Source organism: Streptomyces sp. NPDC001852 (genome assembly GCF_042891825.1).
Classification (GTDB): Bacteria; Actinomycetota; Actinomycetes; order Streptomycetales; family Streptomycetaceae; genus Streptomyces.
In genome coordinates this window covers 184,380-210,572 of sequence record NZ_JBIATN010000016.1, presented here as the reverse complement: position 1 = coordinate 210,572, position 26,193 = coordinate 184,380, and the positions used below count along the sequence as shown (strand labels likewise).

Genomic DNA, 26,193 nt, shown 5'->3' with positions numbered 1-26,193 from the left:
GAGACCTCCGGCGTCTGCCACTTCGCGTACGACGACGAGGAGACCTGCATCCACGAGGTGCGCTACCTCCTCTCGCTCCTCCCGCAGAACAACCGCGAGAACCCGCCCCGGGTGGACTCCTCCGACCCGGTGGACCGCCGGTCCGACGTCCTGCTCGACCTGGTCCCGGCCGACGGCAACCGGCCCTACGACATGACCCGGGTCATCGAGGAGATCGTCGACGACGGCGAGTACCTCGAGGTCCACGAGCGCTGGGCGCGCAACATCATCTGCGCCCTGGCCCGGCTGGACGGCCAGGTCGTCGGCATCATCGCCAACCAGCCGCAGGTCCTGGCGGGCGTGCTGGACATCGAGGCGAGTGAAAAAGCTGCGCGCTTTGTCCAGATGTGTGACGCTTTCAATGTCCCGATCGTCACTTTCCTGGACGTGCCGGGGTTCCTGCCCGGTGTCGACCAGGAGCACGGCGGAATCATCCGCCACGGCGCGAAGCTGCTGTACGCCTACTGCAACGCGACCGTGCCGCGGATCTCGCTGATCCTGCGCAAGGCGTACGGAGGTGCCTACATCGTCATGGACTCCCAGTCGATCGGTGCCGACCTCACCTACGCCTGGCCGACCAACGAGATCGCCGTGATGGGCGCGGAAGGCGCCGCGAACGTCATCTTCCGCCGGCAGATCGCGGGGGCGGAGGATCCCGAGGCCATGCGGCAGAAGATGGTCAAGGAGTACAAGGCCGAGCTGATGCACCCGTACTACGCGGCCGAGCGCGGCCTCGTGGACGACGTCATCGACCCCGCCGAGACCCGCGAGGTCCTGGCCAGGTCCCTGGCCATGCTGCAGTCCAAGCATGCCGACCTGCCCTCCCGCAAGCACGGCAACCCCCCGCAGTAACCCAGCGGACCCGCCGCGGCAACCCCGCGGACCTCTCTCTCACGGAGACTGACACCCATGAGCACTCCTGACATCCGCGTCGAGAAGGGCCACGCCGAGCCCGAGGAAGTCGCCGCCATCACGGCCGTCCTCCTGGCCCGCGCCGCCGCCCAGCCGACGCCTTCGGCCCGCACCCGCCGCGGCCGCGCCAAGGCCGGCTGGCGCCGCCTGGAACGCGAAGGCGGCTTCCGCGCGCCGCACAGCTGGCACTAGGCTGCGCCGCTTCGGCCGGTTCCTGAAGGTCCCCTCCGCTGTGGAGGGGACCTTCTTGGTGTGTACGCGCTTGGTGTGTACGCGCGCATACAGAGAACCCCGCGCCCCCAGGGGGCGCGGGGTTCTCACGAACGATCGGCTAGCGCAGGCGGGCCATCAACGCGTGCTCCACGAGGGTGATCAGCGTCGACTTCGCATCGGCCCGATGCCTCGCGTCGGTCGTGATGATCGGGGTGTCGGGGCCGATCTGGAGAGCCTCGCGGACCTCGTCGGGGTTGTACGGCTGGTTGCCGTCGAAGCCGTTGAGGGCGATGACGAACGGCAGGCCGCTGTTCTCGAAGTAGTCGACGGCGGGGAAGCAGTCGGCGAGGCGCCGGGTGTCCACGAGCACCACCGCGCCGATCGCACCGCGTACCAGGTCGTCCCACATGAACCAGAAGCGGTCCTGGCCCGGCGTACCGAAGAGGTAGAGGATCAGGTCCTGGTCGAGGGTGATGCGGCCGAAGTCCATGGCGACCGTGGTGGTCGTCTTGTCCCCGGTGTGGGTGAGGTCGTCGATGCCGGCCGAAGCGGACGTCATGACGGCCTCTGTGCGCAGCGGGTTGATCTCCGAGACGGCGCCGACGAACGTGGTCTTGCCCACGCCGAAGCCGCCCGCCACCACGATCTTCGCGGAGGTGGTGGAGCGGGAAGGACCGCCGCTAGAGCTTGCGAAGTCCACTGAGCACCCTTTCGAGCAGTGTCACGTCTGGCTGGCCACCGGCGTTCTCGTCGCCGCCGGGCTGATGGATGGCGACCAGGCCCGCCTCCGCCAAGTCGGCGACGAGGATCCTGGCCACGCCGAGGGGAATTGTCAGGAGCGCGGAGATTTCGGCTACCGACTTGATCTCTCGGCAGAGGTTGCAGATCCGCTGATGCTCGGGCAGCTGGCCCTGCATCTGGTGCGGAGCGGCGGTGGTGTGCACCAGCGCCTCGATGGCGAGCTGGTAGCGCGGGCGGGTCCGGCCGCCGGTCATGGCGTACGGACGCACCAGGGGGTTGTTGGACGCCGAGGCCGGCGCCGGCTCGGGGCGGCGCTGGGGCTGGACCGGCTGGATGCGCGGGGCCGGGGGCTGGTCGTACGGCGACGGGCCCGGCCCCTGCGGGGCGTACGGCTGCCGGTGGCTCGGGGCGGAGGGGAAGTTGTACCGGTTCGCCGAACCGCCGTCCTGGCCCTGGGCAGGGCCGTAGGACCAGTTGCCCGAAGACGAACCGCCTGGGGGTGTTGCCACTCTCTTCTCCTCCTCCGACTGCGCCGGGCACCCATCCGTGTGGAGCCGCGTCCCGAAACCTTACGGCCCCGGGACTGAATTACGCATCGTCCCTTAATTAGTTGAGAAGGCTTCCCTGGAGCTCCGCACGCAGATCCGGCGTCAGGACGGTGCCCGCACGGTCCACCAGGAGGGCCATCTCGTACCCGATGAGGCCGATGTCCGCTTCCGGGTGGGCCAGCACCGCGAGCGACGAGCCGTCGGAGATGGACATGATGAAGAGGAATCCCCGCTCCATCTCCACAACCGTCTGATTCACGCTGCCCCCCTCGAAGATGCGGGAGGCGCCTGCCGTCAGAGACGTCAGACCGGAGGCGACGGCCGCGAGCTGGTCGGCGCGGTCGCGGGGGAAGCCTTCGGACATCGCCAGAAGGAGTCCGTCGGCGGAGACCACCACCGTGTGGGACACCCCCGGGGTGTTGTCCACGAAGTTGGTGATCAACCAGTTCAGGTTCTGTGCCGCCTGGCTCATCGGGCTCACACTAACGCTCCTGGTTGTAGGTGCTGTCAGGACCGAAGCCCTGGCCGTTCGTTTCACTGCCTGCGTTGCGTCCGCGCTGGACGCCCCTACGCAGGTTGCTCAGCCTGCCCCGGACGTCCTCCGGGGCGCGGGAGACCTGTGGGCCCCCCTGGGGGGTGGTTTCGGCGGAACCCGAGACCAGGTTGGCCTTGGGCACCCGTCGCGGCAGGCCCGAGGCGGTGACCCCGCCTGCCTTGGGCTTCCGGAGCTGCGACGCCTGCTGCCAGCGCTCGTCGTTCTGCGAACGCCAGCCGTTGTCGCCGCCCGCCGCCGGAGTGTTGCCCGGTGCCGGAGCTTCCTGCTGCACGCGCGCCGTACCACCCGCGGTACCCGAGCCGTTGGAGCCGCTCGCGACGGATCCGCGGCGGGGCAGCCCGGCGTCGGTCAGCTCGTGGGCGGCGGGAGAGGCCGGTCCCGGACGGTCGAAGCCTACGCGGTTCCGCTCACTCGCGTCAGCGGCCTGCGAGGATTCCGTTTCCGGAGCGTAATGGGCCGGATAGCCGTTCTGGTAGCCGTCCTGCTGGGGCTGCTGCGGCCAGTCGTCCTGGTACGACGGGCTCGCGGCCGGCTCCGCGTACGCGGGGTCCGGGTAGCCGCCGTTCGCGGAGAAGGCGTCGGCCTGCGGCAGCTCGCCGTTCGGCGCGTAGAACTGCTCGTCGTACGGCTTCTCGTACGACGACGCGTGCGACGCCGCGGACGGCTCCGCGTAGGTCTCCTGGTACGGCTCCTGGTACGCGGCCTGCTGCTCCCCGTACGCGGGCTCCTCGTACCGGGGCTGCTGCTCCTGGTAGGCGGGCTGCCCACCCCGCAGCGGGTCCTCGTACCCGGCGGGCTCGACGGCCTCCTGCTGGGGCCGGCCCGGCTGCTGGCCGTGCGTCTGCGTCTCCAGGGCCGCCCGGCGCTCCTCGCGCATCAGGGAGCGGCCGACCGGGTCCAGATCACGGAGGTCGTCGGGGACGTCCGCGTACCGGCTGTCGTCGAAGCCGAGTTCGGCGGCGGTGCGCATCGGCTGCACCTGGTTGAAGTTCTCACCCTGGAACTGCTGCTCCGGGATGATCTGCGAGACGGTGAACTCATCGCGGTCCAGGGGGGCCTCGCCGCCACCGCCGTGCGTGATCGCGTCAGGCAGCATGACCAGCGAGGTGGTACCGGCCTGCTCGCCCGAGGGGCGCAGCTGGACGCGGATGCCGTGCCGGTCGGACAGCCGGCCGACCACGAACAGGCCCATGCGCTGGGAGATCGCGGCGTCCACGGTCGGCGGGTTGGCCAGCTTGTGGTTGATGTCCGCGAAGTCCTCGGCGGTCAGGCCGATGCCCTTGTCGTGGATCTCGATCATGATGCGGCCGTCGGGGAGACGGGTCGCGGTGACGCGGACCTTGGTCTGCGGAGAGGAGAACGTGGTGGCGTTCTCCAGCAGCTCGGCCAGCAGGTGCACGAGGTCGGTGACCGCGCGGCCGTGGATCTCGGCCTCCGGGACGCCGGACAGCTCGATGCGCTCGTACTGCTCCACCTCGGAGGAGGCGGCGCGCAGCACGTCGACCAGCGGGACCGGCTGGTCCCAGCGGCGGCCGGGCTCCTCGCCCGCGAGGACCAGGAGGTTCTCGCCGTTGCGGCGCATACGGGTGGCCAGGTGGTCCAGCTTGAAGAGGTTCTCCAGCTGGTCCGGGTCGGCCTCGTTGTTCTCCAGGTCGGTGATCAGGGTCAGCTGGCCCTCGATCAGCGACTGGTTGCGGCGCGAGAGGTTGGTGAAGATCGCGTTGATGTTGCCCCGCAGCAGGGCCTGCTCGGAGGCGAGCCGGACCGCCTCGCGGTGGACCTGGTCGAAGGCGCGGGCGACCTCGCCGATCTCGTCCTTGGTGGTGATCGGGATCGGGGCGACCCGGGTGTCGACCCGGCCGGGGTCGGTGCGGGAGAGCTGGTCGACCAGCATCGGCAGCCGCTGCTCGGCGATGCCGAAGGCGGCGTTGCGCAGCTGGCGCATCGAGCGGCTCATCTGGCGGGCCACGGCACCGGCCAGGATGAAGGCCAGCAGCAGGGCGACCACGACCACGGCACCGGTGATGAACGCCGAGGTCTTGGCGTCGTCGGCGATACCGGAGGCCTCGTTCACCGCCTTGTCGGCCATGTCCGACTCGATCTGGCGGTAGGCGTCGAACTTGAGGGTGTTGACCGCCCACCAGTTCTCGGGGGTGATGCCCTTGAGGGCGAGCTGCTGACGTGCGGCGGGGCTGGTGGAGTCCAGCGTGGCGAGGGCCGTGACCATGTCCTTCGGGTCGGACGGCGGTGCCACGTAGTTCGGGTCCTTGGCCTTGGCCTGCTGCGCCATCGCCACGGCCTTGGTCTGGATGTCCTTCTTCTCCGCGTCCAGCTTCGCCGCGTCCGCCTCGGTGCCACCGCCGATGTACTCCTCGACGGCGATGCCCTCCAGGTAGGCGTAGGAGGAGAGGGAGACGCGCTGGGTCGCCAGGTTGGGGGCGTCCGGTCCCGGCCTGACCAGCATGTGCATGCCGATCGACCGCTCCAGGGACAGCGCCGCCTTGGTGAGCGAGATGGCGTAGACCGTACGGCCGTAGGAGGTGATGTTGCCGGTGCCCAGGCCGAGCTCGTTGGCGAACTCCATCAGCGGGTGGGCGACCTTGACGTAGCCCTCCTCGGTCTGCACACCGGTGAACTTGGAGGTGTACGCGCCGGCGCGCAGCGTCTGCAGGAAGGGTTCGGCCTCGCGGAACAGCTTCAGCCGGCGCTCCAGGCCGGACTTGTGCGGCATGTTCTGCGCGGCCTGGTCGAAGGCGTCCGCGGCCTGGTCGGTCGCGTTGCGGGCCGCCGTGACGGTCGCCTTGTCCTTGGCGGTCTCCAGCGGGCCCTTGAGCAGCGGGGCGGTGGTGATGTCCCGCTCGTTGTACAGCGCGTCGGCGTACGACAGCGAGGCGCGTACCAGGCGGGCGGTGTTCTCGGCGTCGCGGGCCTGCTGCCAGGTGTCGATCGAGGTCTTGACCTGGAAGCCGCCCATGACGAGACCGACCGCCACGGGTATGAGCAGGATCGCGTTCAGTCTGGTCGGCACGCGCCAGTTGCGCGGGGAGAACCGGCCGCCGCTCGGCGCGGGAGCGGCCGCCGGATCCGCACCGGTCACAGGGGTGGGCGCCGCAGCGCGCGGCGGCGGGGTGAAGTTGCCCCGTGCCGACGGCTCGGGACCGTTCTTGCTTCGCCTCACTCGACCAACAACCTCTCGGCGGTCGGCACCTACGTCGTGCCGCAGTCTCTCAGAGCCCGGTTCGTCATCGACCCCTCGGTAGGTACGTCTTTGACTATTGGGCAGTTCAGGCATTCCAGCACGTGGACCAGTGCTCTTCCAAACAGCGGAAACCCCGGAGTGATGCTCTTGTAAGGCCCAGATAAAACGGTCATAAAGAGCGAGCCCCGGCAAATGGCGGGGCGATTGTGAGCACAGCGGTACGGCGCGACCGCGTCGCGTGGTGATGCCGGGGGATTCCTCTGCCGAACTGTTATGAACACCGGAGCCGACCGTGTCAAAGGCCACAGTCGGCTCCGGCTTCCTTTACGACAACTGCCGTATGTGACGACGTACTTGAGTACGCACGTGTGTGCTACTTGAGCCGTGCCATCAGGGCGTGCTCGACCAGCGTGATCAGCGCACTCTTGGCGTCCGCGCGGTGCCGGGCGTCGGTCGTGATGATCGGGGTGTCCGGTCCGATCTGCAGCGCCTCCCGCACTTCCTCGGGAGCGTAGGGCTGCTGGCCGTCGAAGCCGTTGAGGGCGACGACGAACGGCAGGCCGCTGTTCTCGAAGTAGTCGACGGCGGGGAAGCAGTCGGCGAGGCGCCGGGTGTCCACGAGCACCACCGCGCCGATCGCACCGCGTACCAGGTCGTCCCACATGAACCAGAAGCGGTCCTGGCCCGGCGTACCGAAGAGGTAGAGGATCAGGTCCTGGTCGAGGGTGATGCGGCCGAAGTCCATGGCGACCGTGGTGGTCGTCTTGTCCCCGGTGTGGGTGAGGTCGTCGATGCCGGCCGAAGCGGACGTCATGACGGCCTCCGTGCGCAGCGGGTTGATCTCCGAGACGGCGCCGACGAACGTGGTCTTGCCCACGCCGAAGCCGCCCGCCACCACGATCTTCGCGGAGGTGGTGGCCCGGCCCGCGTCAGAGCTTGCGAAGTCCACTGAGCACCCTTTCGAGCAGCGTCACGTCCGGTGCGCCGCCGTTGTTCTCGTCGCCACCCGGCTGGTGGATGGCGACCAGGCCGGCCTCGGCGAGGTCGGCGACCAGGATCCGGGCCACCCCGAGCGGCATGGCCAGCAGCGCGGAGACCTCCGCGACCGACTTGACCTCACGGCACAGGTGGCAGATGCGCTGGTGCTCCGGGAGCAGCCCCATGAGCGCTGCGGGGTCGGCCGTGGTGCTGATCAGCGCCTCGATGGCGAGCTGATAGCGCGGCCGCGTCCGGCCGCCGGTCATCGCGTACGGACGGACCAGCGGCTGGTCGCCCTCGTCCCCGTACGGTTCCGCGTACGGATCGTGATGGGCGGTGGGCGGGGTCATGAATCCTCCGGGCGGGACAGCAAGTCGGTCGGTCAAGCCGTCTGTCGGGGGCCGGTGGGGGGATTGTGGCGGCCGGACGGTGTTTTGGTGTGGTGGGTGGTGCCAGAGGCGCTCAGTGGAGCAGACTTCCTTGGAGTTCGGCGCGCAGGTCCGGGGTGAGTACCGCCCCTGCGCGGTCGACGAGCAGTGCCATCTCGTAGCCGACGAGACCGATGTCGCACTCGGGGTGGGCCAGGACCGCGAGGGACGACCCGTCCGAGACGGACATCAGGAAGAGGAACCCGCGCTCCATCTCGACGACCGTCTGCGCCACGGTGCCGCCCTCGAAGATCCGGGAGGCCCCGGCCGTGAGGGAGGTCAGCCCGGACGCGACGGCCGCCAGCTGGTCGGCGCGGTCCCGCGGGAAACCTTCGGACATCGCCAGCAGAAGGCCGTCGGCGGAGACCACCACCGTGTGCGACACCCCGGGGGTGTTGTCCACGAAGTTGGTGATCAACCAGTTCAGGTTCTGTGCCGCCTGGCTCATCGGACTCAACTAACGCTCCTGCTGGTGAGTGGGGCTCGGGAAGCTGCCGGTCTGGCCGCTGCCGGCCTGACGGCCCTGAGCGATGCCCCGACGGAGATTGGTCAGCCGTCCGCGTACGTCATCGGGCGCACGCGAGACCTGCGGACCGGCTTGGTGCTGTTGCTGCTGAGCCGTGCCCGGGACGAGGTTCGCCCGGGGCACCCGGCGCGGCAGGCCGGAGGTGGTGACGCCGCCCGACGCGGGCTGCCGGACGCGCTCGGCCTGGCGGACGAGTTCGTCGTTCGGCGAGGTGCGCCAGGAGCCGGTGGTGGAGCCGTTCCCGTTCGGGGCCGCGGGGCGCTGCGGAGCCGGGGCGGGCACCGGCTGCTGCGGCGCGGACTCCTGTTGCTGCGGACCGCCGTGGAACCAGTTGGTCTCCAGCGTGTCGTACAGCGGGGTACGGCCGTCGACCGGGCCGCTGGCCGGCGGCAGTGCCTCCGGCTCACGCTGCGCCGGACGCTGCTGCTGCGGGGCCGGGGCCTGCGGGCGCTGGGCGCCGAAGCCGTCCCGGCCGGCCGGCTGCGGGCGCTCGAACTGACCGGTGCCGGACGGGTTCTGGCGTCCGGGCAACGCGTGCCGGCCGGTGGAGCTGCCGTCGTAGCCGCCGTCGAAGCCCTGCGGAGCCGCGAACTGACCGGTGTGCTGACCGGTGTTCCGGGCAGGGTCGTCCTGCCGCGGAGCCGGCGTGCCGAAGACGTCGGAGCGGACGAACTGCCCCGAGGCCTCGCCGCCGCCGGGACGCTCGAACTGCCCGGTCTGCTGCGGGTTTTCGGGGCGCGCGAACTGCCCCGTCTGCTGCGGGTTCTCCGGACGCGCGAACTGGCCGGTGTTCTGGGGGCCGCCCAGGCCGTTCAGCTCCGGGCGCGGGAACTCGCCCGTGGCCGCCGGGCCCTGTGCGTCGAACCGGGGAACCGCCGGTATCTCGGCGGTCGAGCCCGGACCCTGCCGGTCGTCCACGCGCGGCATGCGCGCGGTGTGCCCCGGGTTCTGCTCGTCATGGCCGCGCGGGGCGTCCAGCGAGGCACGCGACGGCGGGACCTGGTTGTCGGCCCAGTCCGGGGTGCGCGACTGCTGGTCACCGCCGGGCAGCTCGGCCCGCGGGCCGTCGCGCGGCGGCAGCTGGGGCTGGCGGCCCTGGTCGGAGCCGGCACCGGGCCGCCGCGGGCCACGGCCACCGAAGCCGTCACTGCCGAAGGCGTCCTGCTGCGGGCCGCCTGGGTTCGCGGCCTGCAGGCCCTGCGGGGCGCCGGGCGCCTGACCGCCGAAGCCGCCCGTACCGGCACCCGCGGGCGCCGGCCGGCCCTGCGGGCCACCGAGACCGGGACCGCCGGGAGTACCGGGGCCGCCCTGAGGACCGCGGGCACCGGGACGGCTGCCCTGACCGGTGCCGGGCAGCGCGGCCCGCGGACCCTGGCCGGCGCCGACCTGGCCGCGCGGGGCGGGACCGGCACCGAGCAGACCGCCACCGGCCGGAGCGCCGCCGCCCGCCGCCTGGCGCCGGGCCGCGGCCGCACCGGCGGCCGCCTGCGCGGCGGCCGGGCCACCGGTCGCGGGCGCGCCCGGCTTGCCCGGAGCGGGCTTCTTGCCGCCCTGGGCCACGTCCACGGGCAGCATGACCAGCGCGGTCGTACCACCGGAGTCGGACGGACGCAACTGGATGCGGATGCCGTGCCGCTGGGACAGCCGGCCGACCACGAACAGGCCCATGCGGCGGGAGACGGAGACGTCCACGGTGGGCGGCGAGGCGAGCCGCTCGTTGATCGCCGCGAGGTCCTCGGGGGAGAGGCCGATACCGGTGTCGTGGATCTCGATCAGCACACGGCCGTCGGGCAGCGCGTGGCCGGTGACCTTGACCTTGGTCTGCGGCGAGGAGAACGAGGTGGCGTTCTCCAGCAGCTCGGCCAGCAGGTGCACGAGGTCGTTGACCACGCGGCCGGCGACCTCGGTGGTCGGCACGGAGGCCAGCTCGATGCGCTCGTACTGCTCCACCTCGGACGCGGCGGCGCGGAGCACGTCGACCAGCGGGACCGGGCGGGTCCAGCGGCGGCCGGGCTCCTCACCCGCGAGGACGAGGAGGTTCTCACCGTTACGGCGCATACGGGTGGCGAGGTGGTCGAGCTTGAACAGCGAGGACAGCTGGTCCGGGTCGGCCTCGCGGGACTCCAGTTCGGAGATCAGCGACAGCTGGCGCTGGATCAGACCCTGGGAGCGGCGCGAGAGGTTGGTGAACATCGCGTTGACGTTGCCCCGCAGCAGGGCCTGCTCGGCGGCGAGGCGGACCGCCTCGCGGTGCACGTCGTCGAAGGCCGCGGCCACCTGGCCGATCTCGTCCTTGGAGTGCACACCGACCGACTCCACGGAGGTGTCGACGTCCTGCGGGTCGGACTCCGACAGCTGCTTGACCAGCTCGGGCAGGCGGTCCTGGGCGACCTTGGTCGCGGTCTCCTGCAGGCGGCGCAGCGAGCGGATCATGGAGCGGGCCACGACGAAGGCGCCGACCAGCGACACACCGAGCACGAGGAGGATCAGCGCACCGGAGATGATGGCGTCACGCTGGGTGGCGCTCTTCAGCTCGCGGGCCTTCTGCTCCATCTCCTCGAGCAGCGTGTGCTCGATCTTCTTCATCTGCTCGATCTTGGTCGAGCTGTCGTCCACCCAGTCGCGGTACGAGCGCGCGTTCAGGCTCTGCAGGCCGTCGGGGGAGTCGAAGACGCGCTTGGCGTAGGTGTCCGCGGACTCGATCGTCGGGTTGCCCTCGTCGATCGGCTTGAGGAGTTCCTCGGCGTTGTTGTTCGCGTAGATCTTCCGGAAGATCGAGATCTCGGAGTTCTCGCTCTGGTACGCCGACTGGCCGTAGAGGCGGTCGTTCGTCGAGAGGTTGCCCTTGGTCGACGTGGTCGCGGGCAGTGCGGCGGCGATCGTGGCACGCTGCACGGAGGCGTACTCCTTGGCGGTGGAGAAGGCCGCCAGGGCGCGGGTGCGCGAGATCATCTCCGGGCTGCTGGACGCCTGGGCCATGTCCTGGGACAGGTCGATCAGCTGGGTGATGAGCCGGTGGTAGGACTCGATCGTCTGGGTCGAGTTGCCCTGCGCCGAGTAGGCGCCCTTGCGGATCTTGGCCAGCTGGTCCAGCTGGTTGAAGATGCCGACCAGGTTGTCGCGGACGCCCTGGAGCTGGCCGTCCTTGCTGGCGGCGTCGATCTCCTGGGTGGAGTTCTCGAAGTTCGCCAGGGCGCGGTCGGTCTTGTCCCGGTAGCCCTTGACCGTGTAGTCGCTCGCGTTCAGGCCGTGCGCCAGGGGACCGGCGGACTGGTCGCGCTCCTCCTGGAGCGCGGCGGCCAGCTCGGTCGCCTGCTTGGTCATGTCCGTCAGCAGCTTCATGTTGTCGAGCTGCTGGATGTCGGTGATGTTCTGGTCGATGCGCAGCGCGCCCAGCGAGGTGGCCGCGACCACGGGCAGCGCGAGCAGCGACACCAGGCGCGTGGAGATGCGCCAGTTGCGCAGGGCCATGCGCGAGCCGGGGCCGCTGGGGCCCTTGGCGGGCTTGATGGCCGGCGTGGGGGCGGGGCCGGAGGAGCCGGTCGCCGAGGAAGCCGACGAGGCGGACACGCCGGGGCGTCCGCCGCGCTCACCGCCGTCCGCCGACGGGGCCGGGCCCGGGTTCTGGGCGTGCTGGGGCGAGGAGCTGCCCTTCATGGGGCCAGTCCCGTCGTGCGACTCCGGCTCCGCCGAAGCGCTGCCATCCCTCTTGAAACGTCCCTGCACTAGCGTCGCAACCTCTGGACCAGGCGCCCCTCCGCGCGAACGGAGGGACACGGTGTCGGCGTTGTGGAGAGCGCCCTGAATACGCCCCCCGGTGGTCTGGAGTGACCGGCGCTGGTTCCCCCCTGTCTCGGCCGCCGCTGGGCGCTCCTTCGCGCCCCTTGTGCGCCGGCTCGATCCCTGCGGCGGTCCGTGGAATTCCAGCACAGTGCAGGATCTCCAACAAGGGCCGTGTGCCTAGCTGTGACCTCCGTGACGCGCTGTGAGTGCCGCGTCACCAGCCGTGGAGGCCGATCCCGGACATACCGGGCGTTTCCCTGCGAGTTGTCGCCGGGTTGCTGGCGGCCGTCCGGTGTCTGAGTCGCCATGATCAGGAGCGGAATGATGGCTTCAGGGGTCCAATGTCCGTTTCGTTGGGGACGATTGCCGGTCAGGTTTGACCGAATTGTCCGCGAGGTCGTGAGCAAACTCACACGGATCTCATAGGCAGTTGGCGCCTTCGGCAGGGAATTGGATGTTTAGCCTGACGCTTTACAACAGGGACGCGTCTGTAAGCCCGCCGACACAGAACCAGGACTCGTACAACCGTGAAGACGACGATGATGTTCCACAAGATCGCCAACCCGCGCCGCACCACCCTGGCGCATCTGAACGACGCCGGCGAACTGCAGACGCCCGAGCTGCCGGAGCAGTCCGTCGAGCTTCCCGCCCAGACGGCCAACCCCCGGCGCACGGTCCTGGAGGACGTCCCGGTCGGCGCGACGGCCTCGGCAGAGTAGCCGACGGGGCTGCCGGTGCACGGCGGCGGCCCCACCCGTATGACCGCTCTTTCCCGGCGGAAACGCACGGTCCGACCGGTTAACCTGGGGCGTCAGTACGCCGGTTCTCAGTAAGGGGCGCAAGGATCCCGTGCGCATCGCCAGGTTCTCCATCGACGGGAACGTAGCCTTCGGCGCGGTCGAGGGCGACAAGCAGGACGAGCTCGTCCTCGACATCATCAAGGGCATCCCGTTCGCGGACTACGAGCTGTCCGGTACGAGGGTGCCGCTGAGCAAGGTCAGGCTGCTCCCGCCGGTCCTGCCCAACAAGGTCGTGGCGTTCGGCCGCAACTACGGCGAGCACGCGCGCGAGCTGGGCAACGAGGTCCCGGACGTCCCCTTCGCCTTCTTCAAGCCGTCCACCTCGGTGATCGGGCCCGGCGACGACATCCAGTACCCCTCCTTCTCGGAGGAACTGCACCACGAGGCCGAGCTGGCCGTCGTCATCGGCCGCATGTGCCGCGAGGTCCCGCGTGAGCGCGTCAAGGACGTGATCTTCGGCTACACCTGTGCCAACGACGTCACCGCCCGCGACGTGCAGCGCCGCGAGAAGCAGTGGGCCCGGGCCAAGGGCTTCGACACCTCCTGCCCGCTCGGCCCCTGGGTGGAGACCGGCCTCGACCTCGACCGCGCCAACGACCTCACCATCCAGCTCACCGTCAACGGCGAACAGCGCCAGCTGGGCCGTACGAGCGAGATGATCCACCCCATCGAGGACCTGGTCGTCAACATCTCCGAGGCCATGACCCTGCTCCCCGGTGACGTCATCCTCACCGGCACCCCCGCGGGGGTCGGCCCCCTGAACGTCGGCGACGAGGTCGCCGTCTCCATCGAAGGCATCGGCACTCTCACCAACAAGGTTGTCAAGCGTGGCTAGCGCACCCGGCTCACCCGTACGCGTCCGTTTCTGTCCCTCGCCCACCGGTAACCCGCACGTGGGCCTGGTCCGCACCGCCCTGTTCAACTGGGCGTTCGCCCGGCACCACCAGGGCACCCTGGTGTTCCGGATCGAGGACACCGACGCCGCCCGCGACTCCGAGGAGTCCTACCACCAGCTGCTCGACGCGATGCGCTGGCTCGGCTTCGACTGGGACGAGGGCCCCGAGGTCGGCGGCCCGCACGCGCCGTACCGGCAGTCGCAGCGCATGGACATCTACGCGGACGTCGCCCGGAAGCTCCTGGACGCCGGCCACGCCTACCACTGCTACTGCTCCCAGGAGGAGCTGGACACCCGCCGCGAGGCCGCCCGAGCCGCCGGCCGGCCCTCCGGCTACGACGGCCACTGCCGCGACCTGACCGCCGAGCAGGTCGAGGAGTACCGGGCCCAGGGCCGCACGCCCATCGTCCGCTTCCGGATGCCGGACGAGTCGATCACCTTCACCGACCTGGTCCGCGGGGAACTGACCTTCACCCCGGAGAACGTGCCGGACTACGGCATCGTCCGCGCGAACGGCGCCCCGCTGTACACGCTGGTCAACCCGGTCGACGACGCCCTGATGGAGATCACCCACGTCCTGCGCGGCGAGGACCTGCTCTCCTCCACCCCGCGCCAGATCGCGCTGTACAAGGCCCTGACCGAGCTGGGCATCGCCAAGCAGACCCCGCAGTTCGGCCACCTCCCCTACGTCATGGGCGAGGGCAACAAGAAGCTCTCCAAGCGGGACCCGCAGTCGTCCCTGAACCTCTACCGCGAGCAGGGCTTCCTGCCCGAGGGCCTGCTCAACTACCTGTCCCTGCTGGGCTGGTCGCTCTCGGCGGACCAGGACGTCTTCACGATCGACGAGATGGTCGCCGCGTTCGACATCGCCGACGTGAACCCCAACCCGGCGCGCTTCGACCTGAAGAAGTGCGAGGCGATCAACGGCGACCACATCCGCATGCTGGACGTGAAGGAGTTCACCGAGCGCTGCCGCCCGTGGCTGAAGGCCCCGTTCGCCCCCTGGGCGCCGGAGGCGTTCGACGAGGCGAAGTGGGAGGCGATCGCCCCGCACGCCCAGACCCGCCTGAAGGTCCTGTCCGAGATCACCGACAACGTCGACTTCCTCTTCCTGGCCGAGCCGGTCGAGGACGAGGCCTCGTGGACCAAGGCGATGAAGGAGGGCAGCGACGCCCTGCTCCGCACGGCCCGCGAGAAGCTGGAGTCGGCCGACTGGACCTCGCCCGAGTCCCTGAAGGAGGCCGTCCTGGCCGCCGGTGAGGCCCACGGCCTCAAGCTCGGCAAGGCCCAGGCCCCGGTCCGCGTCGCCGTCACCGGCCGCACCGTCGGCCTGCCGCTCTTCGAGTCCCTGGAAGTCCTGGGCAAGGAGAAGGTGCTGTCCCGCATCGACACGGCACTGGCGAAGCTGAGCGCGTGACCGACCTGTGCACGAGGGGCGGCACCCGGGTTCCGGGTGCCGCCCCTCACGCATGGGTCACTGGGCGTCGGCTTCGTCGATCAGATAGGAGCTCTCGTCGAAGATCTCCAGCACCACGACGACCATGATCGCGCCGGCGACCATGTACTCCAGCATCACGCCAGGGGCCACATAGGCCTTCCGCAGATTGTCGTCCGGGCCCAGCGGCGCGGTCGAATTCTTCCGGAACGGATCGCGGGCCAGTATGCGCACGGCCTTGTCCAGCTGGGCCCGGCGTTCTGCGGGTAGTTCGTCGTACACCGCACGGGCCTCGACGGTGAACTGGATGCGGTACTCGGTCATGACACCACGCTACGGCACGGCCCGTAAACTCCCGGGCGTGATGACGGGTGGGCTGAAGAACAAGGTGGGGCGCGTCTGGGACGCGTTCTGGTCGGGTGGTGTCTCCAACCCGCTCCAGGCGATGGAGCAGATCACGTACCTGCTCTTCATCAAGCGCCTGGACGACCTTCAGATCGCCAAGGACCGGGCGGCCGGGCTCTCGGGCATCCCGGACCCGGAGCCGTTCTTCACCGAGGACCAGCAGGACCTGCGCTGGCACAACCTCCGCACCATGGAGCCGCAGGCCATGTACGACGCGGTGAGCCGGGGCGTCTTCCCGTACCTGCGGCGCATGGGGGGCGAGGACTCCACGTACGCGCACCACATGCGAAGCGCCCGTTTCGAGATCCCGGACCCGAACCTCCTGGTCAAGGTCGTCAATCTGCTGGACGACATCGCCGAGCACATGGAGGACGGCGACACCAAGGGCGACGTCTACGAGCACCTGCTCGCCAAGATCGCGACCGCCGGGCAGAACGGCCAGTTCCGCACCCCGCGCCACATCATCGACCTCATGGTGGAGATGACCCGGCCGCGGCCGGGCGACACGATCTGCGACCCGGCGTGCGGTACGGCCGGCTTCCTCGTCCAGTCGGCGGCCTACGTCAAGCGCGAGCACCGGCAGGACCTGCTGGGCGCGGCGGAACGCCGTCATTTCGACGAGGAGATGTTCCACGGTTTCGACGTCGACTCGACCATGCTCCGCATCGGGTCGATGAACATGCTTCTCCACGGGATCGCGAACCCGGACATCCGCTACCGCGACTCGCTGTCCCGGGCGGGCGCCGGGTTCGGCGACGAGGAGAAGTACTCCCTGATCCTGGCGAATCCGCCGTTCGCGGGCAGCCTGGACCACGCATCCACCGCACCCGACCTGCTCCGCACGGCCAGGACCAGGAAGACGGAGCTGCTCTTCCTCGCCCTGTTCCTCCGCCTGCTCGCACCGGGCGGCCGCGCCGCCGTCGTCGTGCCCGAGGGGGTCCTCTTCGGTGCCACGAAGGCGCACAAGGACCTGCGCAGGTTGCTGGTGGAGGAGCAGAAGCTCGACGCGGTCGTCAAGCTCCCGGCCGGCGTCTTCAAGCCGTACGCCGGAGTCTCCACCGCCATTCTCTTCTTCACCCGCACCGACACGGGCGGCACGGACGACGTCTGGTTCTACGACCTCCGGGCCGACGGCTTCTCGCTCGACGACAAGCGCACCCCGCTCCTGGCCGAGGACAAGCTCGGCGTCCGCCCGGGGGCCGGTGTGCTCACCGACCGTGAGCACGAGAAGAACAACCTGCCGGACGTTCTCGCCCGCTGGTTCCGTCGCTCCGACGCGGAGCGGGAACGCCCCCGCACCACCCCGTCCTTCACGGTGCCGAAGGCCGAGATCGTCGCCAACGGCTACGACTTCTCCTTCAGCCGCTACAAGGAGATCGTCCACGACGAGATCGAAACCCGCGAGCCGTCCGAGATCCTGGCCGATCTGAAGCGTCTCAACAAAGAGATCGAAGAAGGTGCCGCGGAACTCGAAGGGATGCTGGCGTGAGCTCCGATCACGTGGCGCTGGGTGACGTGGCGACCTTCACCAACGGTGTCGCCTTCACGTCTGCGGACTGGCACGAACACGGCTCCCGGATCATCCGCATCCAGAACCTGACGGACGCGACGAAGCCCTTCAACCGGACGACGCGGCAGGTGCCGGAGAGGTTTCACGTTCGTCCGGGGGACCTGCTGGTCTCCTGGTCGGCGACCCTCGGTGTCTTCGCATGGCAGGGGCCCGACGTCGCCCTGCTGAACCAGCACATCTTCCGGGTCCGGCCGGACAGTGCCGTGGTGGACAAGCGCTACCTCAGGCATGCGATCGGGGCCGTCCTGAGGAAGGCCGAGCGGCATCTGCACGGCGCGACCATGCGGCACGTCAACAAGTCCGACCTGCTCGCCGAGCGTTTCTACTGCCCGTCGCTGGAGGAGCAGGCCAGGGCGGCCGGCGTGCTGGACGCGGTGGACGCTCTGCGGGCCGGCCGTCAGCGGGCGCTGGAGCTGTGCGACGAGCTCACCCGGTCCGTCTTCCTCGACATGTTCGGCGATCCCGTCGGGAATCCGCGCGGATGGGAGCTGCGCAGGCTCGGTGATCTGCTGTCGGGCATCGACAGCGGCAGGAGCCCCCGCTGTCTGGACCGCCCTGCACGTCCGGGTGAGTGGGGGCTCCTGAAACTCGGTGCGGTGACTCGGGGCGTGTACGACGCGGACCAGAACAAGGCGCTGCCGGAGGGCTTCGCCGTCGACCGGCGCTGTGAAGTGCGCGCCGGGGACCTGCTCTTCTCGCGCAAGAACACCCCTGATCTGGTGGCGGCCACGGCGCTGGTGACCTCCACCCGGGCGCGCCTGCTGTTGCCGGATCTCGTCTTCCGGCTGGTGCTCGCGGAGGATTCGGGTGCGACGGCCGAGTACCTCCATGCCGCCCTGACCCATCCGGCCCTGCGGAAGCGTGTCCAGGCTCTCGCGTCGGGCAGCGCCGCTTCCATGGTGAACATTTCCAAGGGGAAACTGCTGGGGCTTTCGCTGCCCGTTCCACCCCTCGGGCTGCAGCAGCGGTTCGCCGCTCTTCTGCACCGCGTGCGCACCCAGCGCGAGGCTCAGGCGGCGCACCTCGCCAAGCTGGACGAGCTCTTCGACTCCGTCCGGCAGCGCGCCTTCGACGGCACCCTCTGGGATGCGTAGAGTGTGACATCCGTCACGATCTGTGATCGCCGTTGTCCTGACGCACCCCGCACCTCGGCGTTACCGTCGGCTCATGACCATCCGAGCCGTCGTCTGGGACGTGGACGACACCCTCTTCGACTACACCACCGCGGACCGTGAGGGCATGCGGGCGCATCTGGTGGAGGAAGGGCTGCTCGCCGGATACGGCAGTCCCGAGGAGGCGCTCGCCCGGTGGCGGGAGATCACCGATCGGCAGTGGGCGCGGTTCTCGGCCGGGGAGGTCACCTTCGAGGGGCAGCGGCGCGACCGCGTGCGGGTCTTCCTGGACGCGGACCTGACCGACGCCGAGGCCAACGCCTGGTTCCAGCGGTACATCGGGCACTACGAGGCCGCCTGGAGTCTCTTCCCCGACGTCCTGCCCGCCCTGGAAGCCCTCTCCGCCAGTCACCGGCACGCGGTGCTGTCCAACTCCAGCATCACGGTGCAGGAGCGCAAGCTGCGCACCCTCGGCCTCCTCGACCGCTTCGAGGTCGTGCTGTGCGCCGCCGAGCTGGGCGTCTCCAAGCCGGAGGCCGGCGCCTTCCTGGCCGTCTGCGAGGCGCTGCGGCTGCCTCCGCACGAGGTGGCGTACGTCGGCGACCACCCGGAGATCGACGGGCGGGGCGCAGCCGAGGCCGGGCTGCTGTCCGTGTGGATCGATCGTGGGACGGGTTCGGTGCAGGCCGCCGGGGAGGTCGTCTGCCGCCGGATCTCGACCCTCGCCGAACTCCCCGCGCTCGTCCGCGCGGATACCCGTTTTGGAGCCCCGTCCACCTTCGGGTAATGTTCTTCCTGCGCCGAGGGGAGCGGGCCGGAAGGCCGGAGCCCCGAGGAGCAAGCTAGAACGAGAACCCCGCAGGGGCTTGAGTTCCAGTGGCCTATGGTGTAATTGGCAGCACGACTGATTCTGGTTCAGTTAGTCTTGGTTCGAGTCCAGGTAGGCCAGCTCGCAGAGCTTATCTGCAAAGCCCCCGTTGTGTAGCGGCCTAGCACGCTGCCCTCTCAAGGCAGTAGCGCCGGTTCGAATCCGGTCGGGGGTACTGATCCTGATCTTGTCGGGATCGCTAGGGCCCCCGTTGTGTAGCGGCCTAGCACGCCGCCCTCTCAAGGCGGTAGCGCCGGTTCGAATCCGGTCGGGGGTACTGACTGGTCTAAACCATCATTGGTCTATGGTGTAATTGGCAGCACGACTGATTCTGGTTCAGTTAGTCTTGGTTCGAGTCCAGGTAGACCAGCTCGGACCTGCGGAAACGCAGCGTCCAGGCCCCCGTTGTGTAGCGGCCTAGCACGCCGCCCTCTCAAGGCGGTAGCGCCGGTTCGAATCCGGTCGGGGGTACGCAACAGAGAAGGCCCTCCACTTCGGTGGGGGGCCTTCGTCGTTGCCCGGCGGCTACGTGAATCCGTACCGCCGCGTGGTCTCCTCCTCCTGGGCCAGTCGGTGCAGTGCCTGCAGCACCGGCTCGTTGAGGATCGCCCCCAGGATCGCGAACTCGATCCGCTCCGCCTCCGACGGGTACGTCTCCATGTTGTCCAGGTCGAGGACGGCTGTCCGGTGCATCAACTCGGCGTAGGGCGCGAGCAGTTCGGCCCCGAAGCCGTAACCGAGCCGACGGAAGGCGGCCACGGCCACCACCAGTGAGCGGTAGGCGGGGGAGATGGTCGTGAGCTGCTTGGCGTTCTGCCAGCCGAGCCCGTCCAGAAGCGCGTCGACCTCCCGGTGCGCGGCCTGGACGTACTCGTCCTCCTCGTCCGGCTCCGGCACCTGCGGCAGCGCCCACAGCGCCGCGCCCAGGCGGATCGTCCGGGGCAGGGAGTCGTCGTCCACGTGCCCGAGCACCTCGCGCACCTTCGCCACCGGCACCCGGCCCACCTGGATCATCGCCCGCACCAGCCGCAGCCGGCGCAGATGCTCCTCGCCGTACTCGGCCGTCGTGGCGTTGAGCTGGCGGCCCGGCGGCAACAGGCCTTCGCGCAGGTAGTACTTGATCGTCGCGGTGGACACACCGCTGTGTCTGCTCAGTTCGGCGAGCCGCATCTCTTGCGCTCCTTCTTGGATACGGGCACTATCCAAGCATGGGAAGTCGGATAGCGCCGCTCACCAACGAGGGGGAAGTGGTCATGGTGACCCGTACGACCGCCGATGCGAAGGGCGAGATCGTCGTCCTGCTGATCGGCATGCGCATCAACCGCTTCTGGGCCGTCCATGTGTGGCTGCCGGTGATGCTCGCGATGTTCCGCATGCTGCGGGAGCTGGAGAAGGACCCCGCGCGGGGTCTGCGCAGCCGGGTGATGCTCACGGCGTCGCCGCGCACGTACTACGTCGTGCAGTACTGGGAGTCCAAGGAGAAGCTGTACGCCTACGCGACCGCGCCCGACGCCTTCCACCACGCGGCCTGGGCGCGGCTCAACCGCAAGGAGCGGACCGGGAAGCTGCGCGGGCAGGTCGGCATCTGGCACGAGGCGTACGTCGTGCCGGAGGGCTCGTACGAGGCGATCTACGGCGACATGCCCGCGTTCGGTCTGGCCGCCGCGCACGGGCAGATCCCGCTGGAGAGGCGGGGCCGGTATGCGAAGGACCGGTTCTCGTACCGCTCGCGGCAGGACTCGGTGGCCGAGAAGACCGGCTGACCGGGGGGACCGGGGGAGCGAGGAGGGCCTGCCGCGGCGTTGAGGCAGGCCCTCCTCGGCGTTCCCGTCGGCGGGGCTCAGCCCGATCGGCGCAGGGCCTCGGAGAGGCGGGTGGCGGCGTCGATGACCGCCTGGGCGTGCATACGGCCGGGATGGCGCGTCAGGCGCTCGATCGGGCCGGAGACGGACACCGCGGCCACCACGCGGTTGGAGGGGCCGCGCACGGGCGCGGAGACGGACGCGACGCCCGGCTCGCGCTCGCCGATGGACTGGGCCCAGCCGCGCCGCCGTACGCCCGACAGGGCCGTCGCCGTGAAACGGGCGCCCTGCAGGCCCCGGTGCAGGCGCTCGGGCTCCTCCCAGGCGAGCAGGATCTGCGCCGAGGAGCCGGCCTTCATCGTGAGCGTGGAACCGACCGGGACCGTGTCCCGGAGGCCGGACAGGCGTTCCGCCGCGGCCACACAGATCCGCATGTCACCCTGGCGTCGGTAGAGCTGCGCGCTCTCGCCGGTGACATCGCGGAGGTGGGTGAGCACGGGGCCCGCCGTCGCGAGCAGGCGGTCCTCGCCGGCCGCCGCCGCCAGTTCCGCGAGGCGCGGGCCGAGAATGAAACGGCCCTGCATGTCGCGTGCCACCATGCGGTGGTGTTCCAGGGCCACGGCCAGGCGGTGAGCCGTGGGTCGTGCCAGTCCGGTCGCGCCGACCAGACCCGCGAGGGTGGCCGGACCGGACTCCAGAGCGCTCAGGACGAGGGCCGCCTTGTCCAGAACGCCGACGCCGCTACTGTTGTCCATGAAACGATACTTGCGTCTCACTCTGTGAAACGCAAGTTCAATTTTCCGTGGAACGCGCCACTCTTGAATCACACAGCGGCCCGCAGACCAACGGGCCCGGCGGCGGACGCCCGGAATCACGACTTCATGGGGCCCGGACACGGGCAGTCGCCGCATCCTCAAGATCTCTAGTTGGGCCGGTGGACGTTTGCCGGCCGGAGGGAAAGCGATGGGTAGGACACTCGCGGAGAAGGTCTGGGACGACCACGTCGTCCGGCGCGCCGAGGGCGAGCCCGACCTCCTCTTCATCGATCTGCACCTGCTGCACGAGGTGACCAGCCCGCAGGCCTTCGACGGGCTGCGCAAGAACGGCCGCCAGGTGCGCCGTCTCGACCTCACCATCGCCACCGAGGACCACAACACCCCGACCCTCGACATCGACAAGCCGATCGCCGACCCGGTCTCCCGCGTCCAGCTGGAGACGCTGCGCAAGAACTGCGCCGAGTTCGGCGTGCGGCTGCACCCGCTGGGCGACGTCGAGCAGGGCGTCGTGCACGTCGTCGGCCCCCAGCTGGGCCTGACCCAGCCCGGCACGACCGTGGTCTGCGGCGACTCCCACACCTCCACGCACGGCGCGTTCGGCGCGCTGGCCTTCGGCATCGGCACCTCCCAGGTCGAGCACGTGCTGGCCACCCAGACGCTGCCCATGGCCCGCCCCAAGACCATGGCCATCACCGTCGAGGGCGAGCTGCCCGAGGGCGTCACCGCCAAGGACCTGATCCTGGCGATCATCGCGAAGATCGGTACGGGCGGCGGCCAGGGCTACGTCCTGGAGTACCGCGGCTCCGCCATCGAGAAGCTCTCGATGGAGGCCCGGATGACCATCTGCAACATGTCGATCGAGGCCGGCGCCCGCGCGGGCATGATCGCCCCGGACGAGACCACCTTCGCGTACCTCAAGGGCCGCCCGCACGCCCCCGAGGGCGCCGACTGGGACGCCGCCGTGGAGTACTGGAAGACGCTGCGCACCGACGACGACGCCGAGTTCGACGCCGAGGTCGTGATCAAGGCCGACGAGCTGTCGCCGTTCGTCACCTGGGGCACCAACCCCGGCCAGGGCGCGCCGCTTTCGGCGGACGTCCCCGACCCGGCTTCGTACGAAGACGCTTCGGAGCGCCTGGCCGCCGAAAAGGCCCTGGAGTACATGGGGTTGGAGGCCGGCCAGCCGCTGCGGTCCATCAAGGTGGACACCGTCTTCGTAGGCTCCTGCACCAACGGCCGCATCGAGGACCTGCGCGCCGCCGCCGAGCTCCTCAAGGGCCGCAAAGTCGCCGACGGCGTACGGATGCTGGTCGTCCCGGGCTCGGCGCGGGTGGGTCTGCAGGCCGTCTCCGAGGGCCTGGACGTGGTCTTCAAGGAGGCCGGCGCCGAATGGCGGCACGCGGGCTGCTCGATGTGCCTCGGCATGAACCCCGACCAGCTGGCCCCGGGCGAGCGCTCCGCCTCCACCTCCAACCGCAACTTCGAGGGCCGGCAGGGCAAGGGCGGTCGTACGCACCTGGTGTCGCCGCAGGTCGCGGCCGCGACCGCCGTCCTGGGCCACCTGGCCTCGCCCGCCGACCTGTCCGACACCTCTGTGCCCGCTGGAGTCTGATCAGTCATGGAAGCCTTCACCACCCACACCGGCCGGGCCGTCCCGCTGCGCCGCAGCAACGTCGACACCGACCAGATCATCCCTGCTCACTGGCTCAAGAAGGTCACGCGGGACGGCTTCGAGGACGGGCTGTTCGAGGCCTGGCGCAAGGACCCCGAGTTCGTCCTCAACCGCCCCGAGCGGCAGGGCGCGACCGTCCTGGTCGCCGGCCCCGACTTCGGCACCGGCTCCTCCCGCGAGCACGCCGTCTGGGCGCTGCAGAACTACGGCTTCAAGGCCGTGATCTCCTCCCGTTTCGCGGACATCTTCCGGGGCAACTCGCTGAAGAACGGCCTGCTCACGGTGGTCCTGGACCAGAAGATCGTGGACGCGCTGTGGGAGCTCACGGAACAGGACCCCACTGCTGAGGTCACTGTGGACCTTGAGGCTCGTGAGGTTCGCGCGGAGGGCATCACCGCCTCCTTCGAGCTGGACGAGAACTCCCGCTGGCGGCTGCTGAACGGCCTGGACGACATCTCCATCACGCTCCAGAACGAGGCCGACATCGCCGCGTACGAGGCCAAGCGGCCGTCGTACAAGCCGCGGACGCTCCAGGCCTGATCCCGACCCCGTAGCGGGTCGCGTTTCGGCCACCCCAACACCCCGCCAGTACCCCCGATCGCCACGATCGGGGGTACTGGCACGTCTGCACCCGAACGGCCCCGTGAGCTTCTGGCTTCACGCTCAACTCACCACGTTACGAGGGCTGTTGTCTGGGTACGTGAGTGCTGGGATCGCACCCTCCGCAAGTGCCTGGAAGGCCATTTGAGGCGGTAGTTGCCCCCTGCGCAGGCGACAACTCGCCCCAGATGGCACAATCTGTGCATGGGACACGACGGCCAACTCCAGCTCTATGCGGCGGTCGCGAACCAGCTCAAGGAAGCGCACTCGAGGGTGCGCGCACTGCAAGTCCCGGAGGGCGTACGGATGGCGCTGACCCGGAAGCTGCTGGTCATTACGGCCGCGGCCAAGCACGATCTCGCCGCTGCGGCAAGGCGGCTCGAGCGGTTCAACACGGACCTCGACGAGGGTCGGATCCCCGACGAGGACGACTGAACAGCCCGAGACCACCGAGTCCGTTGCGGCACAAGGGTGATTAGCCCGTTTCGTGTTTGATTTGCGGTATATATCTGCCTAACGTGCGAAAAAGCTTGAACACTTTCGTTCTGGCGATGTCTCCGAAGGGGAAGACGTGAACAAGGCGCAGCTCGTAGAAGCGATTGCCGACAAGTTGGGCGGCCGCCAGCAGGCCGCCGAGGCTGTCGATCATGTCCTGGACGCCATCGTCCGCGCGGTCGTCGCGGGCGAGCGGGTCTCGGTCACCGGCTTCGGGTCCTTCGAGAAGGTGGACCGCCCCGCCCGTTACGCCCGCAACCCTCAGACGGGCGAGCGGGTTCGGGTCAAGAAGACCTCCGTGCCGCGCTTCCGCGCCGGTCAGGGCTTCAAGGACCTGGTGAGCGGCTCGAAGAAGCTGCCGCGCGGTGGCGAGGTCTCGGTCAAGAAGGCGCCGAAGGGCAGCCTGACCGGCGGCGCCGCGGCGACGGTCAAGAAGGCCGCCGCGAAGAAGACCACCAAGGCGGCCGCGAAGAAGGTCACGGCCAAGAAGGCGGCGCCGACGAAGAAGGCGGCCGCAGCGAAGAAGACCACGGCGAAGAAGGCGCCCGCCAAGAAGACGACGGCGACCGCCAAGACCGCCGCGGCGAAGAAGACCACCGCCAAGAAGGCGACGGCCAAGAAGGCCCCGGCGAAGAAGGTCACCGCGAAGAAGGCCCCGGCCAAGAAGTCGACGGCCCGCAAGACCACCGCCAAGAAGGCCACCGCCCGCAAGGCGACGTCGTAAGGACGCCAGAGCACTGCCAGGGCACTCACGCGCCGGGCCGGACTCCCCTCGGGAGCCCGGCCCGCGGCGTGTGTAAGGGCAGTTACAGGGTTTGAAGCGTTACGAGGGTGATGCGCAGGGCGTCACCGGTTCCCTCGGTCTCGATCCGCACCCGCTGTCCGGGGCGCAGCAGTCGCAGGCCGCCCTTGTCGAACGCCGACGCGTCGAAGGGCACGGGGGTGCCGTCGTCGAGCAGTACCTGCCCACTTCGGGTGTCGGGGTCGTAGGTGTACGAGGTCGCCTGCATGACGACCAGCCTAGTGTTCGCCGTTGCGGGATGCGCCGTGGGGCCGGGGGCATCTGCGGAGTGCGGGTGCGTGGTGGGCTGGTCGCGCAGTTCCCCGCACCCCTTCGGGGCGCTTGTGGTGCGTTCAGGACCCCGGGATCAGCAACCCCGCCGAAACGGCCGCCGTGTACGGTCCGACCCCCAGGGCGAGCGCCGCCCGTAGATCCTCCGCCGTGTCCACGTCCTGCCGTACCGAATCCACCCCCGCCGACTGGAGTTCCTCCGCCCCGGACGCCCGGTGCCGGGAACGGGAATCAATGCCGAACTCCGGCTGCAATTCCCCCTTCGGCCCCGCGGCCAGCAACGTCGTGCCCAGACCCGCCGCATCCGCGAGAAACGCCCGCGAAAACTCCGCGGCCGCGCCCAGCACAACGGCCAGTTCCACGGGGCGCAACGCCGGCAGATCGGCGTTCAGGGCGGCAACGGGTGTGCGCGGGCGCATTTCCCGTACGACCGCGGCTCCGTGCGCCAGAGCGGCGTTCAGACCGCTTCCCGGCGCGTCCGGGACGATCCGCGCGCCCAGCGCGGCCAGCTCGCGCGCCGCCAGCGCATCGTCCGTGACGACCGCCACATCCGCCACGGCCGTACAGGACAGCGCCGCGGCCACCGTGTCCTGCGCGAACGCGAGCGCCAGCCCCGGGCGCACCCCGTCGCCCGCGGCGTCCGAGAGCCTGCTCTTGGCCCGCGACAGGGGCTTCAGGGGGATGACCAAGGTCCACTGCACCGGCGTACCGTTCCTCTCTCGTCGCGATCATTGTTCCCCGCGCCATCTGGCGCCGTCGGTGGTGGGG

At 69.7% G+C, this 26,193-nt stretch carries 26 protein-coding genes and 5 tRNA genes; 18 read left to right on the top strand and 13 right to left on the bottom strand.

The window, feature by feature from the left end:
• Positions 1-891 (top strand): acyl-CoA carboxylase subunit beta (locus ACFYZB_RS27640; protein ID WP_388763308.1); only part of this gene is annotated, 891 nt, incomplete at its 5' end.
• Between the two features lie 57 nt (positions 892-948).
• Positions 949-1,143 (top strand): acyl-CoA carboxylase subunit epsilon, encoded by a 195-nt coding sequence (locus ACFYZB_RS27635; RefSeq protein WP_351218427.1) that lies wholly within the window; start codon positions 949-951, stop codon positions 1,141-1,143.
• A gap of 139 nt (positions 1,144-1,282) precedes the next feature.
• Here ACFYZB_RS27635 and ACFYZB_RS27630 read toward each other — a convergent pair whose 3' ends face one another.
• The 8 genes from ACFYZB_RS27630 to ACFYZB_RS27595 all read right to left on the bottom strand — a co-directional run bounded on the left by ACFYZB_RS27630 (position 1,283) and on the right by ACFYZB_RS27595 (position 11,866).
• On the bottom strand, positions 1,283-1,864 hold the full coding sequence (locus ACFYZB_RS27630; RefSeq protein WP_031224757.1) for an ATP/GTP-binding protein: 582 nt from the start codon (positions 1,862-1,864) through the stop codon (positions 1,283-1,285).
• Positions 1,845-2,414: a DUF742 domain-containing protein gene (locus ACFYZB_RS27625; protein ID WP_351218429.1), complete on the bottom strand. Its 570-nt coding sequence runs from the start codon at positions 2,412-2,414 to the stop codon at positions 1,845-1,847. Before ACFYZB_RS27625 ends, ACFYZB_RS27630 begins: the two co-directional genes overlap by 20 nt.
• Positions 2,415-2,511: 97 nt before the next feature.
• On the bottom strand, positions 2,512-2,925 hold the full coding sequence (locus tag ACFYZB_RS27620) for a roadblock/LC7 domain-containing protein (RefSeq protein ID WP_004983065.1): 414 nt from the start codon (positions 2,923-2,925) through the stop codon (positions 2,512-2,514).
• A gap of 10 nt (positions 2,926-2,935) precedes the next feature.
• Positions 2,936-6,187 (bottom strand): nitrate- and nitrite sensing domain-containing protein, encoded by a 3,252-nt coding sequence (locus ACFYZB_RS27615; RefSeq protein WP_388763305.1) that lies wholly within the window; start codon positions 6,185-6,187, stop codon positions 2,936-2,938.
• A gap of 394 nt (positions 6,188-6,581) precedes the next feature.
• Complete coding sequence (locus ACFYZB_RS27610) at positions 6,582-7,157, bottom strand: ATP/GTP-binding protein (RefSeq protein WP_184970470.1); 576 nt, start codon at positions 7,155-7,157, stop codon at positions 6,582-6,584.
• Positions 7,138-7,536 (bottom strand): DUF742 domain-containing protein, encoded by a 399-nt coding sequence (locus ACFYZB_RS27605; RefSeq protein WP_009190816.1) that lies wholly within the window; start codon positions 7,534-7,536, stop codon positions 7,138-7,140. The genes ACFYZB_RS27610 and ACFYZB_RS27605 overlap by 20 nt, the downstream gene beginning before the upstream one ends.
• Before the next feature lie 112 nt (positions 7,537-7,648).
• Entirely contained in the window at positions 7,649-8,062 is a 414-nt protein-coding gene (locus ACFYZB_RS27600; RefSeq protein WP_023546525.1) for a roadblock/LC7 domain-containing protein, read from the bottom strand.
• A gap of 9 nt (positions 8,063-8,071) precedes the next feature.
• Positions 8,072-11,866: a nitrate- and nitrite sensing domain-containing protein gene (locus ACFYZB_RS27595; RefSeq protein ID WP_388763302.1), complete on the bottom strand. Its 3,795-nt coding sequence runs from the start codon at positions 11,864-11,866 to the stop codon at positions 8,072-8,074.
• Positions 11,867-12,450: 584 nt separating this feature from the next.
• Between ACFYZB_RS27595 and ACFYZB_RS27590 the strand changes: the two genes are divergently transcribed.
• The 3 genes from ACFYZB_RS27590 (at position 12,451) to gltX (ending at position 15,035) form a co-directional block, all read left to right on the top strand.
• On the top strand, positions 12,451-12,642 hold the full coding sequence (locus ACFYZB_RS27590; protein ID WP_351216374.1) for a hypothetical protein: 192 nt from the start codon (positions 12,451-12,453) through the stop codon (positions 12,640-12,642).
• Positions 12,643-12,772: 130 nt separating this feature from the next.
• Entirely contained in the window at positions 12,773-13,558 is a 786-nt protein-coding gene (locus tag ACFYZB_RS27585; protein WP_388763300.1) for a fumarylacetoacetate hydrolase family protein, read from the top strand.
• Positions 13,551-15,035: a glutamate--tRNA ligase gene (gene gltX / locus ACFYZB_RS27580; RefSeq protein WP_388763298.1), complete on the top strand. Its 1,485-nt coding sequence runs from the start codon at positions 13,551-13,553 to the stop codon at positions 15,033-15,035. Before ACFYZB_RS27585 ends, gltX begins: the two co-directional genes overlap by 8 nt.
• Positions 15,036-15,092: 57 nt before the next feature.
• On the opposite strand, the gene ACFYZB_RS27575 is transcribed toward gltX, so the two are convergent.
• Entirely contained in the window at positions 15,093-15,377 is a 285-nt protein-coding gene (locus tag ACFYZB_RS27575) for a type II toxin-antitoxin system RelE/ParE family toxin (protein ID WP_388763296.1), read from the bottom strand.
• Between ACFYZB_RS27575 and ACFYZB_RS27570 the strand changes: the two genes are divergently transcribed.
• The 8 genes from ACFYZB_RS27570 to ACFYZB_RS27535 all read left to right on the top strand — a co-directional run bounded on the left by ACFYZB_RS27570 (position 15,376) and on the right by ACFYZB_RS27535 (position 19,479).
• Positions 15,376-16,947, top strand: a complete 1,572-nt coding sequence (locus ACFYZB_RS27570) for an N-6 DNA methylase (RefSeq protein WP_388763294.1) — start codon at positions 15,376-15,378, stop codon at positions 16,945-16,947. The genes ACFYZB_RS27575 and ACFYZB_RS27570 overlap by 2 nt on opposite strands.
• Entirely contained in the window at positions 16,944-18,122 is a 1,179-nt protein-coding gene (locus ACFYZB_RS27565; RefSeq protein ID WP_388763293.1) for a restriction endonuclease subunit S, read from the top strand. Before ACFYZB_RS27570 ends, ACFYZB_RS27565 begins: the two co-directional genes overlap by 4 nt.
• Positions 18,123-18,195: 73 nt before the next feature.
• Positions 18,196-18,927 carry an HAD family hydrolase gene (locus ACFYZB_RS27560; RefSeq protein ID WP_388763291.1) on the top strand — a complete coding sequence of 244 codons (732 nt, stop codon included), beginning with the start codon at positions 18,196-18,198 and terminating at the stop codon, positions 18,925-18,927.
• A gap of 90 nt (positions 18,928-19,017) precedes the next feature.
• Positions 19,018-19,089: transfer RNA gene (locus ACFYZB_RS27555), tRNA-Gln, on the top strand.
• Between the two features lie 21 nt (positions 19,090-19,110).
• A tRNA-Glu gene (locus ACFYZB_RS27550) sits at positions 19,111-19,183 on the top strand.
• 29 nt (positions 19,184-19,212) lie between these two features.
• Positions 19,213-19,285 (top strand) — tRNA-Glu (locus ACFYZB_RS27545).
• A gap of 21 nt (positions 19,286-19,306) precedes the next feature.
• Positions 19,307-19,378, top strand: a tRNA-Gln gene (locus tag ACFYZB_RS27540).
• A gap of 28 nt (positions 19,379-19,406) precedes the next feature.
• Positions 19,407-19,479 (top strand) — tRNA-Glu (locus tag ACFYZB_RS27535).
• Between the two features lie 54 nt (positions 19,480-19,533).
• Here ACFYZB_RS27535 and ACFYZB_RS27530 read toward each other — a convergent pair.
• Positions 19,534-20,178 (bottom strand): MerR family transcriptional regulator, encoded by a 645-nt coding sequence (locus ACFYZB_RS27530; protein WP_351216363.1) that lies wholly within the window; start codon positions 20,176-20,178, stop codon positions 19,534-19,536.
• An 83-nt stretch (positions 20,179-20,261) separates the two neighbouring features.
• Between ACFYZB_RS27530 and ACFYZB_RS27525 the strand changes: the two genes are divergently transcribed.
• Entirely contained in the window at positions 20,262-20,771 is a 510-nt protein-coding gene (locus ACFYZB_RS27525; RefSeq protein WP_388763317.1) for a DUF4188 domain-containing protein, read from the top strand.
• 77 nt (positions 20,772-20,848) lie between these two features.
• Here ACFYZB_RS27525 and ndgR read toward each other — a convergent pair whose 3' ends face one another.
• Positions 20,849-21,565 (bottom strand): IclR family transcriptional regulator NdgR, encoded by a 717-nt coding sequence (ndgR, locus tag ACFYZB_RS27520; RefSeq protein WP_030649197.1) that lies wholly within the window; start codon positions 21,563-21,565, stop codon positions 20,849-20,851.
• Between the two features lie 208 nt (positions 21,566-21,773).
• On the opposite strand from ndgR, the gene leuC reads away from it, so the two are divergent.
• The 4 genes from leuC (at position 21,774) to ACFYZB_RS27500 (ending at position 25,077) form a co-directional block, all read left to right on the top strand.
• On the top strand, positions 21,774-23,198 hold the full coding sequence (gene leuC, locus ACFYZB_RS27515) for a 3-isopropylmalate dehydratase large subunit (RefSeq protein ID WP_388763289.1): 1,425 nt from the start codon (positions 21,774-21,776) through the stop codon (positions 23,196-23,198).
• A gap of 6 nt (positions 23,199-23,204) precedes the next feature.
• Positions 23,205-23,798, top strand: coding sequence for a 3-isopropylmalate dehydratase small subunit (leuD, locus tag ACFYZB_RS27510; RefSeq protein WP_351216358.1), 594 nt, complete (start codon positions 23,205-23,207; stop codon positions 23,796-23,798).
• Positions 23,799-24,062: 264 nt separating this feature from the next.
• Complete coding sequence (locus ACFYZB_RS27505; protein ID WP_351216356.1) at positions 24,063-24,293, top strand: hypothetical protein; 231 nt, start codon at positions 24,063-24,065, stop codon at positions 24,291-24,293.
• A gap of 136 nt (positions 24,294-24,429) precedes the next feature.
• Positions 24,430-25,077: an HU family DNA-binding protein gene (locus ACFYZB_RS27500; protein WP_351216354.1), complete on the top strand. Its 648-nt coding sequence runs from the start codon at positions 24,430-24,432 to the stop codon at positions 25,075-25,077.
• 82 nt (positions 25,078-25,159) lie between these two features.
• Here ACFYZB_RS27500 and ACFYZB_RS27495 read toward each other — a convergent pair whose 3' ends face one another.
• Both ACFYZB_RS27495 and cofC read right to left on the bottom strand, forming a co-directional pair.
• Positions 25,160-25,363: a hypothetical protein gene (locus ACFYZB_RS27495; protein WP_351216352.1), complete on the bottom strand. Its 204-nt coding sequence runs from the start codon at positions 25,361-25,363 to the stop codon at positions 25,160-25,162.
• Positions 25,364-25,487: 124 nt separating this feature from the next.
• Positions 25,488-26,126: a 2-phospho-L-lactate guanylyltransferase gene (gene cofC / locus ACFYZB_RS27490; RefSeq protein ID WP_388763286.1), complete on the bottom strand. Its 639-nt coding sequence runs from the start codon at positions 26,124-26,126 to the stop codon at positions 25,488-25,490.
• Between the last annotated feature and the right edge of the window lie 67 nt (positions 26,127-26,193).